Annotated in this window: 14 protein-coding genes; 10 read left to right on the top strand and 4 right to left on the bottom strand. The window is 41.7% G+C overall.

The features are described 5' to 3' along the window. Positions 1-33 precede the first annotated feature (33 nt). Positions 34-438 (bottom strand): nuclear transport factor 2 family protein, encoded by a 405-nt coding sequence (locus tag BGO42_RS17810; protein WP_273247132.1) that lies wholly within the window; start codon positions 436-438, stop codon positions 34-36. Positions 439-564: 126 nt separating this feature from the next. Here BGO42_RS17810 and BGO42_RS17805 point away from each other — a divergent pair, with 126 nt between their 5' ends. The 7 genes from BGO42_RS17805 (at position 565) to BGO42_RS17775 (ending at position 5,897) form a co-directional block, all read left to right on the top strand. Next, positions 565-882, top strand: coding sequence for a winged helix-turn-helix transcriptional regulator (locus BGO42_RS17805; RefSeq protein WP_177735240.1), 318 nt, complete (start codon positions 565-567; stop codon positions 880-882). A gap of 3 nt (positions 883-885) precedes the next feature. Then, complete coding sequence (locus BGO42_RS17800) at positions 886-1,749, top strand: AraC family transcriptional regulator (protein WP_273247133.1); 864 nt, start codon at positions 886-888, stop codon at positions 1,747-1,749. Between the two features lie 91 nt (positions 1,750-1,840). Beyond that, positions 1,841-2,065, top strand: coding sequence for a putative antibiotic biosynthesis monooxygenase (locus BGO42_RS17795; RefSeq protein ID WP_273247134.1), 225 nt, complete (start codon positions 1,841-1,843; stop codon positions 2,063-2,065). A 108-nt stretch (positions 2,066-2,173) separates the two neighbouring features. Further along, a complete protein-coding gene (locus tag BGO42_RS17790; RefSeq protein WP_273247135.1) occupies positions 2,174-3,082 on the top strand; it encodes an NAD(P)/FAD-dependent oxidoreductase in 909 nt (302 codons plus the stop codon). A gap of 11 nt (positions 3,083-3,093) precedes the next feature. Beyond that, positions 3,094-3,732, top strand: coding sequence for a class I SAM-dependent methyltransferase (locus BGO42_RS17785; protein ID WP_273247136.1), 639 nt, complete (start codon positions 3,094-3,096; stop codon positions 3,730-3,732). 15 nt (positions 3,733-3,747) lie between these two features. Further along, positions 3,748-4,341 (top strand): short chain dehydrogenase, encoded by a 594-nt coding sequence (locus BGO42_RS17780; protein WP_273247137.1) that lies wholly within the window; start codon positions 3,748-3,750, stop codon positions 4,339-4,341. A 191-nt stretch (positions 4,342-4,532) separates the two neighbouring features. Continuing rightward, positions 4,533-5,897 (top strand): hypothetical protein, encoded by a 1,365-nt coding sequence (locus BGO42_RS17775; protein WP_273247138.1) that lies wholly within the window; start codon positions 4,533-4,535, stop codon positions 5,895-5,897. Between the two features lie 103 nt (positions 5,898-6,000). Here the strand turns inward: BGO42_RS17775 and BGO42_RS17770 are convergent, their stop codons facing one another. After that, positions 6,001-6,381: a hypothetical protein gene (locus tag BGO42_RS17770; RefSeq protein WP_273247139.1), complete on the bottom strand. Its 381-nt coding sequence runs from the start codon at positions 6,379-6,381 to the stop codon at positions 6,001-6,003. Between the two features lie 103 nt (positions 6,382-6,484). Next, positions 6,485-7,114, bottom strand: a complete 630-nt coding sequence (locus tag BGO42_RS17765; protein ID WP_273247140.1) for a hypothetical protein — start codon at positions 7,112-7,114, stop codon at positions 6,485-6,487. A gap of 727 nt (positions 7,115-7,841) precedes the next feature. On the opposite strand from BGO42_RS17765, the gene BGO42_RS17760 reads away from it, so the two are divergent. The 3 genes from BGO42_RS17760 (at position 7,842) to BGO42_RS17750 (ending at position 13,362) form a co-directional block, all read left to right on the top strand. Beyond that, positions 7,842-10,472 carry a T9SS type B sorting domain-containing protein gene (locus BGO42_RS17760; RefSeq protein ID WP_273247141.1) on the top strand — a complete coding sequence of 877 codons (2,631 nt, stop codon included), beginning with the start codon at positions 7,842-7,844 and terminating at the stop codon, positions 10,470-10,472. Positions 10,473-10,546: 74 nt separating this feature from the next. Next, a complete protein-coding gene (locus BGO42_RS17755) occupies positions 10,547-11,467 on the top strand; it encodes a PorP/SprF family type IX secretion system membrane protein (protein WP_273247142.1) in 921 nt (306 codons plus the stop codon). 20 nt (positions 11,468-11,487) lie between these two features. Next, the gene (locus tag BGO42_RS17750) at positions 11,488-13,362 is read left to right on the top strand and encodes an OmpA family protein (protein ID WP_273247143.1); all 1,875 of its coding nucleotides are present in this window, start codon (positions 11,488-11,490) and stop codon (positions 13,360-13,362) included. 205 nt (positions 13,363-13,567) lie between these two features. Here BGO42_RS17750 and BGO42_RS17745 read toward each other — a convergent pair whose 3' ends face one another. Further along, positions 13,568-14,338: a class I SAM-dependent methyltransferase gene (locus BGO42_RS17745; RefSeq protein WP_273247144.1), complete on the bottom strand. Its 771-nt coding sequence runs from the start codon at positions 14,336-14,338 to the stop codon at positions 13,568-13,570. Positions 14,339-14,897: the final 559 nt, after the last annotated feature.

The following is a 14,897-nucleotide window of genomic DNA, read 5'->3' as shown; positions in this document are numbered from 1 at the left end:
ATACCGGTCTTCTGTTTCTACAGGTTATCCGGATTAGCTGGCGGAAGCACTGTTCCAGAAAGCATCTTCTTCTTCAATTCTTTCAGAAAACAACCAGACTTCTTTAATGACATCACCTTCAATCCGCAATAGATCAACACCTTTCATGGCAAGGGATTGCCCGTTTTTTTCGGCTTTAAAGTGAATCGCCGCCGTAACCAGTTCGCCATTGTCTGCAAGATAGTCCACATGATCTATGGCAAAAGTACCGTTGCTCCATTTGACAAAATTTCCAAGATGGGCAAACAGCTCAGCTTTACCGCTGTATGTTCCGGACTGTATGCCTTTTCCAGGCTGATGCCATACCACATCGTCCGACAGCAACGCGCCTACAGTATCAAAATCGCCTTTTGAAACCGCAGTAAAATAAGACCGGACAATTGTTACATTTTTTGACATAAGATATATTTTTAGGGGTTAACAATACCGGACAAATTTCTATATTTGCTTTCATCTGGACAAGTACTTACAAAAAAGTAGGGTACTTACCAAAAGTAAAAAAATACTGATTATCAATAGTATAAAATGGAAATAAATATTTCGGATGAAAACTGCCCGTTGCGAAAAACGCTCGAGATCATCGGTGGAAAATGGACAATGCTGATTATCTTTCAGATCAATTCCAGAACCATCCGCTATGGAGAACTAAAGCGCTGTATTGTTGGAATCAGCGAGAAAATGCTGATCAATCAGCTGAAATATCTGTGTGAAAAAGGAATCGTCAGCAAAAAGGCTTATCCGGAAATTCCGCCGCGGGTGGAATATACCTTAACACCTTTGGGAAAGGAATTACTGCCCATTATTGATGAAATCATTACATTTGGGCTTAAGCATAAACTATAAAAAGTGAAGAACATTCCTGTCAGACATCTTGGTGCCGTGATCAATGAACCGCATTTTTCCGAAGGTTTCAACATTCGGGATGTTGCCACATTGTTGTCCGGCAGCGATATGGTGCAGGAACTTCACCGTCATAGTTTCTTTTATATCCTGGTTCTTGAAAAAGGAGAAGGCATGCACAGTATTGACTTTGTAGACTATCCGATCGGGAAACAAACGGTCTTTTTTATGCGTCCGGGACAGGTGCATCAGCTGGTTTTAAAAAGCGGAAGTTCGGGTTATTTAATCGGATTTACTCCGGACTTTTATGTACCGCTTGAAAAATCGGCCAGCCAGGTTTTAAGAAAAGTCAGCGCGAAAAATTACTGCTCGATTACTGCCGGCAGCTTTACAAAACTACTGGCGGTCCTTGCCAATATTTTAGAAGAATACCATAAAAAAGAAGAACGTTATGAAGCAGTCATACGGTCCAATCTGGATATCTTTTTTATTGAATTGCTGCGGCAAAGCAAAAATCCTCAAAAATCCTCAAACGAAGGCAGCGAATACCAGCAGGAACGGTTTGAAGAACTGCAGGAACTGCTTGCCGTTCACATTGCGGAACAGAAACAGGTTTCGTATTATGCCGGAAAACTTAACCTTACAGCCTATCAGCTGAATGGGATTACGAAAGCGACGCAGAACAAAACCTGCTCGGAAGTAATCAACGATTATATTATTCTGGAAGCCAGACGAAACTTGCTGGCAACTTCCGGTTTGATCCACCAGATCGCCTGGGAACTGGGATATGAGGATGTATCCTATTTTATCCGTTTCTTTAAAAAACAAACCGGTTACACACCGGATGCTTTCCGGCAGCATTTTAAATAAGTCCTATACAACTTCATTTTTATCCTATAACAGCACTTTTCAATCAGGATACCTTTGTCATAGAAAATGTTTCAGACAAAAGTAATGCGATATGAAAACAAAAGTCCGGTTCCAGACTGCCTTAAAAATCTGGATAGTCATTTACCCGTCCATCACCTTATTTCTGTACCTGTTTAACGGCGCAATGGCCGGTTTGCCTTTGTACCAGCGAACACTTATCCTGACGATAATTCTGGTTCCCTGGATTATTTTTCTGGGTGTACCGCTAGTGGATTTTATCATCGGCCGGATCGCATCCGGAAAGAAGAACACTTAAAAACGGATGGCGGTGTTTTCACGACGGACTTTTCTGCAAAAAAGCGGATTTGCTTTTGCAGCTATGGCATTGCCAGTAAACATACATGTTGACTTAAAAAATAATACGATGAAAAAGAACAGTGTTTTTGATGTGATCATCATAGGCGGAAGCTATTCCGGATTAGCCGCAGCGATGGCTTTGGGCAGAGCCCTGAAAAATGTTTTGGTGATCGACAGCGGTTTGCCATGTAACCGGCAAACGCCGCATTCCCATAATTTCCTGACACAGGACGGACGGACACCAAAAGAAATTGCAGCAATAGCAAAACAACAGGTGGCAGTGTACGATACCGTTTCATTTGTTGCCGGTAAAGCGGTAAGCGGGGAGAAGAAGGCAAACGGTTTCAGCATACAAACGGAATCCGGGGAAATATGGCAGGCCAGCCAGTTGATTTTTGCAACCGGTATTCGGGATGTATTGCCTGCGATTAAAGGAATAGCCGAAAGCTGGGGCATATCGGTACTGCATTGTCCCTACTGCCACGGATATGAAGTGCGAAACCGGAAAACGGGCATAATCGGGAATGGGGAAGTGGCCTTCGAACAGGCAAAACTCATTGCCAACTGGACAAAAGAGCTGACCGTATTTACAAACGGAGCGGCAACATTTACCGGAATACAACGGGACAAGCTTGCACAACACGGTATCAGCATTGAAGAAAAGGAGCTTGTGGCATTGGAGCATACTAACGGTCAGGTACGAAATGTGGTATTTGCAGACCATTCAAAGAAAGCAGTCGATGTCCTGTATATCCGGAGTCCGTTTGAACAGCATTGCGGCATACCGGAAATGCTGGGATGCGAATTAACGGAAGAAGGCTATCTGAAAACCGATGCTTCACAGGAAACAACCGTCAGCGGAATTTATGCCTGCGGGGATAATGCTTCCCGTATGCGGACAGTGGCCAATGCCGTAGCAACGGGAACAGCTGTCGGGATGGGATTAAGCCGGAAAATGATAATGGAACAATTTTAAAACGACCGGCAATGAACGAATCATTTGATGACGAATACAGAACATTCTGGAACAGCAGGTACCAAGATCCGGAATATGCCTATGGCAAAAATCCCAACCGTTTTTTTAAAGAGCAGCTCGCTCAATTAACGCCCGGAAATATCCTGCTGCCGGCCGATGGTGAGGGACGTAACGGAGTATTTGCTGCCCGGTCCGGGTGGCAGGTTACCTCGCTTGACCTGAGTGTGGAAGCAAAAAACAAAGCCTTGCAGCTTGCCGCAGAATGCGGTGTATCCCTTAATTATCACGTTGGCGATCTGGAAGCGCTGCATTATGAAAAAGAATCGTTCGATGTGATTGCCCTTATCTATGCTCATTTTTCGGCAGCAAAAAAGTCGGCATTGCATCAAAAACTGCTGGAATGGCTCAAGCCCGGCGGAACAATAATTTTGGAGGCATTCAGTAAAAACCACCTGGAGCTTGTGCGCAGCAATCCGAAAGTAGGCGGACCCAAAGACGCGGGCATGCTGTTTTCTACGGATGAAATACAAAAGGATTTTGAGCATTGTGCCATAACCATACTGGAAGAACAGGAAATAATGCTGGAAGAAGGGCTTTACCACATTGGTAAGGGTGCTGTCATCCGGTTTGTGGGCAGGAAACAAGTGTAACTTAATATATAAAATATGAAAATTATTATCGTAGGTGCGTCGGGCACCATGGGGAAATACCTTACTGAAGCCTTTCAGGAAGAACATGACATTATTACCGTCAATACCAATAGCGGTGCTATTCCAACCGATATCACCGATGTCGCTGCTATTGAAAAGATGTACCGGGAAGCTGGTGCTTTTGATGCTCTTATCTGCACGGCCGGACCAACGTTTGTAGGTCCCTGGAGCCGTCTGACCGATCAAGAATTCCGGAAAGGAATAGAAGGAAAACTGATGGGGCAGGTAAACCTGGTACTGATCGGACAGCATTATATCAATCCCAAAGGCTCTTTTACCCTTATAACCGGAGCTTTAACAAAAGAACCTCAACGCAATTTTGCCAATGCCTCTGCGGCTAACGGAGCGGTTGAAGCCTTTGTTCGCGCTGCCGCCATTGAATTGGAAAACGGTATCCGCATCAATGCTGTAAGCCCAACCGTTATTGAAAACTCACCGCAATATTTCCCGTTCTTTCCGGGTGAGATACCTACTACAATGAAAGCTTTGGAAGCAGGCTTCCGCAAAAGCCTGTTCGGAGCAGGAACCGGACAGGTGATCGTGCCTTAAAAATGACCGGGATAGTATAAAGATATGCCTGATGCACCCCATTGTAATGGAGATAGTCAAGAACCGGTTACTTTTTGAATACCAGTAAATTAATGAATATATGGCGATTTGTGATTTTTTAAAGAGATTGGATTTTGTTTAATGGTAAATTGCGTACATTTACTATTGCGCATCACCAAATAAAAATTCTCATGTCATTCTACCCATTTAATAATGAGGAAAGGAATCATAACCAGCTACCATCTGGAAGTAAAAGAAATTTTAAGGTATCTGAGAGTGCTTCCAGGAGCGGTAACGCTTCTTCGGCCATTACGGTCAGTCTTGTTCTGTTTCTGATATTCTGTTTAAAAGTTGATTTCGCTGTAAATAAGACGGATATTCAGAGTATTGTACAGATTGTTGCCGGTTTGGGAGGTTTTGCTTTGGCAGTACCGCTATTTCTAAAAGATTTTGAAAGTAATTCGACTTTTTGGAGGCAATTCTATATTACCGCTTTAACTTTTATGCTGGCAACCTTTATCGGGCTGTTTGCATTTTTAACGATGAATAATGACCTGATAAAGACAGGGTTGAACATTTGGTTTGTTGTCCCTGTTTGTGTCTCTTTTGCTATACCCTTAATTAAATACGGTAAGCGGGAGATGAAACAATCTTTGGGTTTATGGGTAGCAGGCTCTTATGGATGCCTTTTTCTTTCATTGATCGATTCAAATGGTAGTTTGCTTGTAAATATTGTAATGCTTTTTACAATTTACGGAATGTATTTAATGTTGGGACTTATGTTTGCGGTACTGGCCGAGCTGCTAATGGCAGGAAATGAAACGAATAATTATGACCGGAAAATAAAAATGGTAATTGAGGAAGTGGTATTGGAGCATAAGGGAGAAGCCATTAATGAAAACAGTCTTTTAGAACTTTTAAAATTGAAGTTTCAGGATAATATGGAAATTTTAAGTCGGAATAAAATCAAAATGCTCGTTCTTGAAATGGATATGGAAACGTTACCGGATCAGCCAAAAATCACTATAACTGAGGATCGTGAGTATGTAATACCAAGATGGAGAAAGGAGTTTGATGTTATTTTAAGTGAAAAAGCTCCGAATATCATTATCACTGATTTTTATAAACAGAGTATCCTGAACTCGATTGACAATTTATTAAAAGAAAGAACATTTGGTGGGTATACCGATAAAATTTACAATTTATTATCAAGATATACCGGACTTTCTGCAGCATTATTGAAAGAAAACGCTGTAATACCTTTACTATATAAGGGCATGGTTGTTTTTAAATATGGAACGGTCATAAATACGCATACAATGCTTATGAAATGGGCAGATATGATGAAATTTAAAGATGAAAATAAAGAAGAATTATACCTGACAACTGAGGAAGAAAAAGTGATTTTTGGTGAAATTGATAGGGATAGACTGGCTTTTGCTGGTGAAACAGAATGGATAGAAAAAGAAATAAATCGGGAAAAATTAAATTTAAAATCTCAGGATTTAAAAACAGACAAGGCTATAAAAATTAGAAGAATGAGACCTGCAAAATAATTGATTTACAAATTGATCCTTATTTTAAAGGCAACTATATCATCCGGTTAAAATATAGTTGCCTTTAATTTTTTCTGCTGATAGGAATTTTTCATCCGGACAATTACTCCAGGCGTTTCAGTCGGAATAACAACTGGATAACGGCCTCCTGGAAATCATCAACAATGGATTGTGAAAAAGACTCCTTAAATACGGAACGATTTGTTTCAACATATTGATAAAAATCTTCGATGTACGGGATATATACTTTAGGGCGGTGGGTTTCCGGTATCACGATATCAAGGGTACCCAACAGAGCGAAACTGGTTTCAACCAGCCTGTCTGTAACACTGGTTAAGGTACCGATCGCCTGGTCTAAAGAGATATGGGTTTCATAACTTCCTTTTCCGGTAACCGACCAATGAATTAATTTTAACGATTGTCTGAAAGAAACAATTTTACCTAAGAATTCAGCTGTTTTAGCCGACTGCTCTTTGTTTGCCATAATAAATATTTTTTAATTAGTGACTTGCTATTTGTTTGTCTGTGACAATTTTATAAGTACTAAATTTACAATATTTCTATGGATTATGGCCGCTGTTTAGTCTTTAAACTAATGTGTCGGTTTTAAGCTGAGGTTCAAAATCTTCCGCCTTTGTAAAATAATGCAGTCCTAAGATTAAAAGCAGGGTTGCGGCAAACAGTATTTTCTGGCCGGTTGGTAAATATTCCCGCAAATTCCCGGAACCGTGAATGTAAAGTGTACTGTAAAAAAAGAGGAGGTACAACGCACACAGCACTTTAAACAAATGCAGCTTTGACATAAAAACAAAAACGGCGATATAAAATACACTTACCAGGAAGATAGTACTGGCAATGGTAACCATGATATCGTGCAGCGGGGTCGCGATTAAAAAGGTAAACAGCATACCGGTAATTCCAAAATACCGGATCACATTGGCGGCGCCCTTTTTCGGGATTCTTTTTGAAAACCCGGCAAAAAACAGCGAACAGCTTACCGACAGGAAAATCATTCCGCCCATAGCCCAAAAACGACCCGCATTGGGCAGGCCAATCAACGCTTTTTCTCCGAACAGGTCGCTGATGTAGTTGTTCGTCCAGCTGTAGCCAATGGCCGTTTTATCAAACTGGGAACCGCCGGGATAATTCAGCGTGGCAATGAGTAGCAGCAATATGGAAACAGAGAAACCAAGTAGTACGGAATGTTTTTTCAGCATCTGTAATAAAATTTATAGGGATCGGTTTGATTACCAGTGGGTTTGCTGCGCTAAGATATAAACTTTAACAATTAAATAGCCATCTGCAGCTAAAATACCCCAAAAGGACTGTGAGCGTTGCTGCTGCCGGAAAAGCAGGCTTATGGTATCGCCAAAAGTAAAGTTATGACGACAGGCCGAAATGTTAATAATCCAAAAATTATGATGTGAAAATTCTGATATTCTTGAAATTAATATACATTTGCCGGAAAAGATACAGTAATTATACCTTATGATAATGATTTGATAAATACGAAAAAGGATCAATTCACTTAATTTAGCAACTTTTCACAGGCTAAATTTTTATGATGAATGACGTTTCTAAATCCATTACAAAAACGACCTGTTTGTTTTTAGAATATTTTTTACAATACTTTGAAAATAAGTGTTTTGTGACAGAGGGGAGTAGTGCTGGCAGCAGCAGAGGATTTAAAACTGATTTCCGGTTAAAGCGTAACAATAAAATTAAAATAATATTCAGTGCATCGTCTAGAAAAGAACACTTTTTAGACGATTTTTTTTCGAAAACTCTCAATTAAATATGTAATTAAAAAAGAAAAGAGCAGCCGGTAAAAACCAGGAATGCAGCCTTGAGGTGTGTGCTATTTTAATATAAAAAGGAATTTTAGCACATGTTAAAAGCAGGCATGCCCGGTGAGCTTCCCTTTTCACAATTAAATTTTATCAAATGAAATTAAAAACTACGTTAAAACAAATTTGCTTTCTGCTCCTTTTTTCACTGTTGTCACAGCAACAGGCATTTTCGCAATGTTTCGAGATTGAAAGTATCCTGGTAGATGCCTGTGGGGTAGATGAAGGTCTCAATGAAATGGTCCGGTTTAAAGTGGGAACCGCCAGCATTAACACGAATAACTTAGTCGTAAGCTGGCCGAACAATACCTGGAGAGGACTGATTAAAAATACGGTTACTGCAAATAAAGTAGCACAGTTAAATGCCGATATTGTTGCAGCCGGCGGTTGCGGACAGTTATTGGAACCTACAGGCGGTGTGCTTCCGGCTAATGCCCGGGTAATTCTGGTAACCAGTTTTAACATGGATACCGCCTTAAACTCTTTTGGCGCGCTAACGGAAACGTTTTATATTATATTTCAGAATAACCCTTCTACTGTTGCTGGGCATTTCGCTAATTTCGGTTCCGGTTCCCGAACCCTTACCATGTCTTTTAACAGCTGTGTGGATACGGTTACCTATAACAGAGCATTACTGATTGATACCGACGGTGTTCCCGGAGCAGCAGATGGTGCGACGGTATTGTTTACACCTGCCGGCGTTGCGACCTATATTAACAACGGTTGTGCGGCACCGGTACCGCCATTCACGGTAGACGGCGGCCCTCAGACCATGACAGCCTGTGCAGGAGCTACGATTAATTTAAGTGGAACCGCTCAGGGACAGCAATCGGTACAATGGTCTGCTGCAAGTGGTACTTTTGGAACGCCAGCAGCCCTGACAACCACCTATACGATCAGTCCGACAGCAACCGGAGTAATTGTCCTGACATTAACGGCGACAAATAGCTGTGGTGCTACCATAAGCGATACGATCAATCTAACGATTTCGAACAGTACAACCCCTAATTTTGCAACGACTTTAGCGTTATGTAACGGAGCAACCGCACCAACTCTGGCGACTACGTCACCAAACGGAATCACGGGAACCTGGAACCCGGCAGTGATTAACAATACCACCAGTGGTAATTATGTGTTCACGCCCAATGCAGGTCAGTGTGCCGTACCGGTAACCTTAGCAGTAACCGTAACGAATGGTACTACACCAAACTTTGCAACGACTTTAGCTTTGTGTAACGGAGCAACCGCACCAACTCTGGCAACCACATCACCAAACGGTATCACAGGAACCTGGAACCCGGCAGTAATTAACAATACCACCAGTGGTAATTATGTATTCACGCCCAATGCAGGTCAGTGTGCTGTACCGGTAACTTTAGCGGTAACGGTAGCCAATAGCATTACGCCAAACTTTGCAACCACTTTATCTTTTTGTAACGGAGCAACGGCACCGGCTTTGGCAACGACATCACCAAACGGTATCACAGGAAGCTGGAACCCGGCAGTGATCAGCAATACCACCAGTGGGAATTATGTGTTCACGCCCAATGCAGGTCAGTGTGCTGTACCGGTAACGTTAGCTGTTACGGTAACGAATAACACTACACCAAATTTTGCAACCACTTTATCCCTGTGTAATGGAGCAACGGCACCGGCTTTGGCAACCACATCGCCAAACGGAATCGCGGGAACATGGAATCCGGCAGTGATCAGCAATACTGCCAATGGTAACTATGTGTTCACGCCCAATGCAGGTCAGTGTGCTGTACCGGTAACGCTGTCCGTTACGGTAACGAATAACACTACACCTGATTTTGCTACAACTTTAATCCTGTGTAACGGAACTACTGCACCGGCTTTAGCGGCAACTTCACCAAACGGAGTGACCGGTACCTGGAATCCGGCAGTGATTAGCAATACTACGAGTGGTAACTATGTGTTCACGCCCAATGCAGGTCAGTGTGCTGTACCGGTAACCTTGGCAGTAACGGTTACAAATAGCATTACCCCTGATTTTTCAACGGCTTTAACCTTATGTCACGGAGCTACGGCACCGGCTTTAGCAAATACATCACCAAACGGCATCACAGGAAGCTGGAATCCGGCAGTGATTGACAATACTGCTAACGGTAACTATGTGTTTACCCCAAATGCAGGACAATGTGCCGCACCGGTAACCTTAGCCGTTACGGTAACTAAAATTGATTTTACCCTGAATGATAACTGTGTTAACGGAAATTATATTGTAGAAGCTACGCCAAATGCCGGTTCCTATAATGCCAGTAATGTGGACTATGTTTGGAAAAACAGCCAGGGGAATGTTGTGGGAACAAACGAAGCGACTTTAAATGTAACAGAAGTATTGAACGCTGTTGCTGCTCCGGTATTTCCAATGACGTTTAGGCTAACGGTTACAACACCGGAAGGATGTACCGAAACAGGAAATGTAGTTGTTTTAAGCACATTCTGCGCGATCCAGAAAGGTATTTCACCGAATAATGATAACAAAAATGATTTCTTTGATTTAGTGGGATTAAATGTAAAACACCTGACAATCTTTAACCGCTACGGAACAAAAGTGTACAGTTATGCCAACTATAGCAACCAATGGTATGGACAGTCTGATAAAGGAGACGAACTGCCATCTGCAACCTACTATTATGTAATTGAATTTGACGGTCAGCCTTCAAAAACAGGATGGATTTACATTAACAGAGAAAGAAGCTAATCAAGAACAAACAGCAATGCTTACGGCAGTTACAGGCCGTAAGCAGCTTAAAACATAAAACGATAAAGTTACCCATGAAGAAAATATACCTGACAGCCCTGATTGCCCTTATGGCGCTGATGGATGTCCAAGCCCAGCAAGACCCGCATTATACTCAGTATATGTATAATATGAACGTGATAAATCCGGCCTATGCCGGTTCGAAAGAAAACCTGTCTTTTGGACTTTTATACCGCAAACAATGGGTTGATATTGAAGATGCACCAACCACAGGAACCTTCTTTGTACACAGCCCGACAGGCAAAAACGTAGGACTGGGACTGTCTGTGATTTCCGATAAAATTGGTCCGGTAACGGAGAATAACGTATACGGGGATTTCTCTTATACGCTGAATTTAGGAGGCGAACACCGACTGGCTTTAGGACTTAAAGCCGGAGCAACCTTCCATAAGGTAGGATTGTACAGCGATATTTACCATACGCTGCCCGATGCAGATGACCCGGCTTTCGGACAGGATATCAGTAAAACGTATTTTAACGTCGGATCCGGATTTTTCTACTATACCAATAAGTATTATGTAGCCTTTTCGGTACCGAATATGCTAAAATCCAAACACCTTGATTTTGACGGCCGAAAATTCGGAAGTGAAGTAAGCCATTACTTCTTAACGGGAGGATATGTATTTGAATTATCGGAAAATACCAAATTCAAACCGTCGTTTATGTTGAAATCGGCTTTTAAAGTACCAACATCCCTGGATGTTTCGGCGAACATGCTATTCTTTGATAAATTCGAGATAGGAGCAACCTACAGATTAGAAGATTCCTTTGGCGGAATGGTTAACTATGCGATTAGCCCAAGTGTACGTATCGGATATGCTTATGACCGTATCGTATCGGATTTAAAAGTAACAACACCGGCTTCCCACGAAGTAATGCTGTTGTTTGACCTGAACTTCCCGAAAAAAGTATCGCGTTCACCACGTTATTTCTAATCTAAAAAACCACCGGAAACATGAAGAATCTATATATTACATTAAGCCTGGTTATTGCGGGTGCAACGATGAATGCACAAAATTCCGCGACAGCTAAAGCCGACAAACAATTCAATCGCTTTGAGTATGTTTCTGCCGCAGCAGAATACCTGAAATTAGTCGATAAAGGCAAAGCCGATGCCTATGTGTATAAACAACTGGGCGATGCGTACTACAACGTATTCAATACAGCCGAATCGGCAAAATGGTATGCCAAAGCAATCTCTGAAAAGAAACAGGATGCTGAAACATATTTCCGTTATGCACAGATGCTGAAAGCCAATGGCAAATATGATGAAGCCAACAAACAAATGCAGCAGTTTGCCGGTATGGCTCCAAACGATTTAAGAGCGAAAGCCTTTAAAGAAAACCCGGATTACCTGCCAAAATTGCTGAACAAACAAAAGATGTACACAGTAAAATCATTGGACATCAACAGTGATAAATCCGACTTTGGAGCGTTTTTATCGGAGAACAGTTTTTATTTTACCAGTGCACGTAATACTGCCAGAAAAACATACAAATGGAATGACGAGCCTTTCCTGGATATTTACCGCGCCAGCTATAATGCAGACGGAACCATTACCGATGCCGTAGCCCTGGATGAGATTAACAGTAAATACCACGATGGTCCGGTAACGATTACGGGTGATGGGAACACCATGTATTTTGCCAGTGAGAGCTTTAAGGAAAACAGCTTTGAAAAAGACAAAGCCAAAAAACTGAAAATGGGACAGGTTAACCTGTTCAAAGCGACTAAAGACGGCAATAAATGGGGAAATGTAACGGCATTGCCATTTAACAGTAACCAATATTCTACCAGCAATCCGAGTATCAGTAAAGACGGAACTACCTTGTACTTTTCATCGAACATGCCGGGATCTGTCGGAGGAATTGATATCTGGAAAGTAGCGGTAAACAAAGACGGAAGCTACGGTACGCCGGAAAACTTAGGAAAGAAGGTAAATACCGAAGGCGATGAATCGTTTCCGTTTATTACAGAAGATAATGCAGTATTGTATTTTGTATCCAACGGCAGATCTGGTCTGGGCGGATTGGATGTGTTTATGATCAACCTGAACAAAGGAACCGAAGCGGTAAACCTGGCCAAACCGATCAACAGTGAAAAAGACGATTTTGCCTTCACGTTTAACCAGTCTAAAAACATCGGATTCTTTTCCAGTAACCGTACCGGGGAAGACAACATCTATCAGGCAACACCAAACTGTGATGTCGCTGTAATTGCCGTGGTGAGTGATGCCAGGACCGGTGCTATTCTTTCGGGTGCCAAAGTAGCGATCCTGGATGAGAAGAAAAATATCATCGGAAACGAAGTAACTGCTGCCAATGGAGAAGTAGCCTATCATGTGGAATGCGACAAGGTATATACGTTACAGGTAGCAAAAGACGGATTTGAGAGCAATACTTTTGTGGTAACAAAACAAAAAGGCGGCGAACAAAAAATCGATGCGAAGTTGAACCCTATTGACGTTATTGTAACGGAAAAAGAAATCGTATTGAAAGACATCAACTTTGAATTCAATAAGAGCAACATCACCCAGGAAGGTGCTTTTGAGCTGGATAAATTGGTACAGGTGATGCAAAACAATACGCAAATGGTTATTATGGTGAAGTCGCATACAGACAACAGAGGAAATGACCACTACAATATGAGGTTATCAGACCGAAGAGCCAAAGCGACAGTTCAGTATGTTATTTCAAAAGGTATCGCAGCAAACAGAATCTCCGGAAAAGGATATGGTGAGAGCGAGCCAAAAACAGACTGTAAAGAAAACTGTACCGAAGCAGAACACGCAGCAAACAGAAGAAGTGAATTCTTAATTATCAAAAAATAAGAAATCAGAAATAATAAAAAAAGGGAGCCGGCAGGCTCCCTTTTTTTATTATGCTGCGTTGTAAATCTGTGTGGAATACTAACAAACACGGTTATTTTGTTACGGAGAGGCCTGCAATAAATCTTTCCGCTACTGTAGAGGTATATTAAACAGACACCGGCATTGCCGTTTTAACCGGGAATGACTTTTCGCATTTGATCGTTGCTTATGCTTTCCGGGCGATAAGTACCGGCTGGTAATACCCGGATTCGTCCGGCATCAGCCATTTTATACCGGTGTATCCGGCTTTTTCAAAGATAGCCGTCATTTCACTTCTTTGATAGGCTTTGTATTTTGTTGTCCGGAGCGAGGTATGAAAGTTTTCATCTTTGCCTTTCAGCATAAAATGGTTAACGGTATAAACATTGTCTTCCGTCCAGTCCCATATCTGAAAAGAAATTGCTCTCTGATCGCCGGTTTCCTTTATGGTAGGCTGGGTGCTGAGCGGTTTTTGTTCCAGTACTTTGTCATAATCCCTGATGCTGGCAAGGAATACACCGCCGGGTTTCATTTTGGACAGTATGTTTGCAGCCGCTAAAAGCAGGTCGGCTTTGTCCAGTAAATGCGGTAATGCATTGTCGCAGGCAATCACCACATCAAAAGTACCTTCAACATCGGTGTTCAGGGTTTTAAAATCGGCTACGCCAAATGATAGCGCCACATTCAGCCTGTCGGCTTCAACACGGGCTCTTGCTACTGCTTTCGGACTTAGATCGGTTGCCTGTACCTGATATCCGAGATTTGCCAGGCCAATAGCCTGAGTACCTATGCCGCAGGCACAATCCAGTAAGGTCACCGGTTCCGTTTTGGTAAAATGCCGGATAATATTGTCCAGCGTTTTTGCCTGGCCCGTTACGGCACTTTCCCAGTCGTCAAAGATTAAATGATAATCTTCCGACAGTTCATCATAGAATTTTATATTCAGGTCGCTTCCCATATTTATTATACTTCGTTACTCTAAATTGATCCTGATTTCAAATGTACGATTATTGGCGGCATATAAAATAGTAGCGTATGGGAATAATGAATTTTAAAGCAAACGGGCTTAATTGCTGTAATGAGATGCTTTTGTTTTTTTGATTTAAAACAGTCATTATTCTATTTTATTTCGAAAAAAAATGCGGTGTAAAAATCAGCTAAAAAAGCTAAATCGTTTATTTACAGCGATTTACTTATTAAATAAACAATAATAAAAATCAGATTACTCACAACTTTCAAAAGTAAATCTTAAAAAACACTCAACTATAAATAGTTAAAATCGGTTTTTAATGTATTAATCGTAAAAGTAAACACTATTCTGTTTTTTTACGAAAAACATTCCCGGTGTTTAAAATATTCTTTTTACTTTGCGAATGAGATTATAACTAACTATAATTGAATATTTTATGACAAAAAATTACTTAACCGGTAGCAGGCTGTATGCGCTGCTGCCCCTGCTTCTTTGTGCCTGTACGGTTCAGTCCCAGGACCTCATCTGGGAAAAATCGTATGGCGGC

The organism is Flavobacterium sp. 40-81 (assembly GCF_001898245.1).
Lineage (GTDB): Bacteria > Bacteroidota > Bacteroidia > Flavobacteriales > Flavobacteriaceae > Flavobacterium > Flavobacterium inviolabile.
This window is presented reverse-complemented; position numbering and strand designations above follow the sequence as displayed.

Coding starts and splice junctions, on each gene's coding strand:
- BGO42_RS17810 (WP_273247132.1), bottom strand. CDS start 438: ATGTCAAAAAATGTAACAATTGTCCGGTCTTATTTTACTGCGGTTTCA.
- BGO42_RS17805 (WP_177735240.1), top strand. CDS start 565: ATGGAAATAAATATTTCGGATGAAAACTGCCCGTTGCGAAAAACGCTC.
- BGO42_RS17795 (WP_273247134.1), top strand. CDS start 1,841: ATGAAAACAAAAGTCCGGTTCCAGACTGCCTTAAAAATCTGGATAGTC.
- BGO42_RS17790 (WP_273247135.1), top strand. CDS start 2,174: ATGAAAAAGAACAGTGTTTTTGATGTGATCATCATAGGCGGAAGCTAT.
- BGO42_RS17785 (WP_273247136.1), top strand. CDS start 3,094: ATGAACGAATCATTTGATGACGAATACAGAACATTCTGGAACAGCAGG.
- BGO42_RS17780 (WP_273247137.1), top strand. CDS start 3,748: ATGAAAATTATTATCGTAGGTGCGTCGGGCACCATGGGGAAATACCTT.
- BGO42_RS17775 (WP_273247138.1), top strand. CDS start 4,533: ATGTCATTCTACCCATTTAATAATGAGGAAAGGAATCATAACCAGCTA.
- BGO42_RS17770 (WP_273247139.1), bottom strand. CDS start 6,381: ATGGCAAACAAAGAGCAGTCGGCTAAAACAGCTGAATTCTTAGGTAAA.
- BGO42_RS17765 (WP_273247140.1), bottom strand. CDS start 7,114: ATGCTGAAAAAACATTCCGTACTACTTGGTTTCTCTGTTTCCATATTG.
- BGO42_RS17760 (WP_273247141.1), top strand. CDS start 7,842: ATGAAATTAAAAACTACGTTAAAACAAATTTGCTTTCTGCTCCTTTTT.
- BGO42_RS17755 (WP_273247142.1), top strand. CDS start 10,547: ATGAAGAAAATATACCTGACAGCCCTGATTGCCCTTATGGCGCTGATG.
- BGO42_RS17750 (WP_273247143.1), top strand. CDS start 11,488: ATGAAGAATCTATATATTACATTAAGCCTGGTTATTGCGGGTGCAACG.
- BGO42_RS17745 (WP_273247144.1), bottom strand. CDS start 14,338: ATGGGAAGCGACCTGAATATAAAATTCTATGATGAACTGTCGGAAGAT.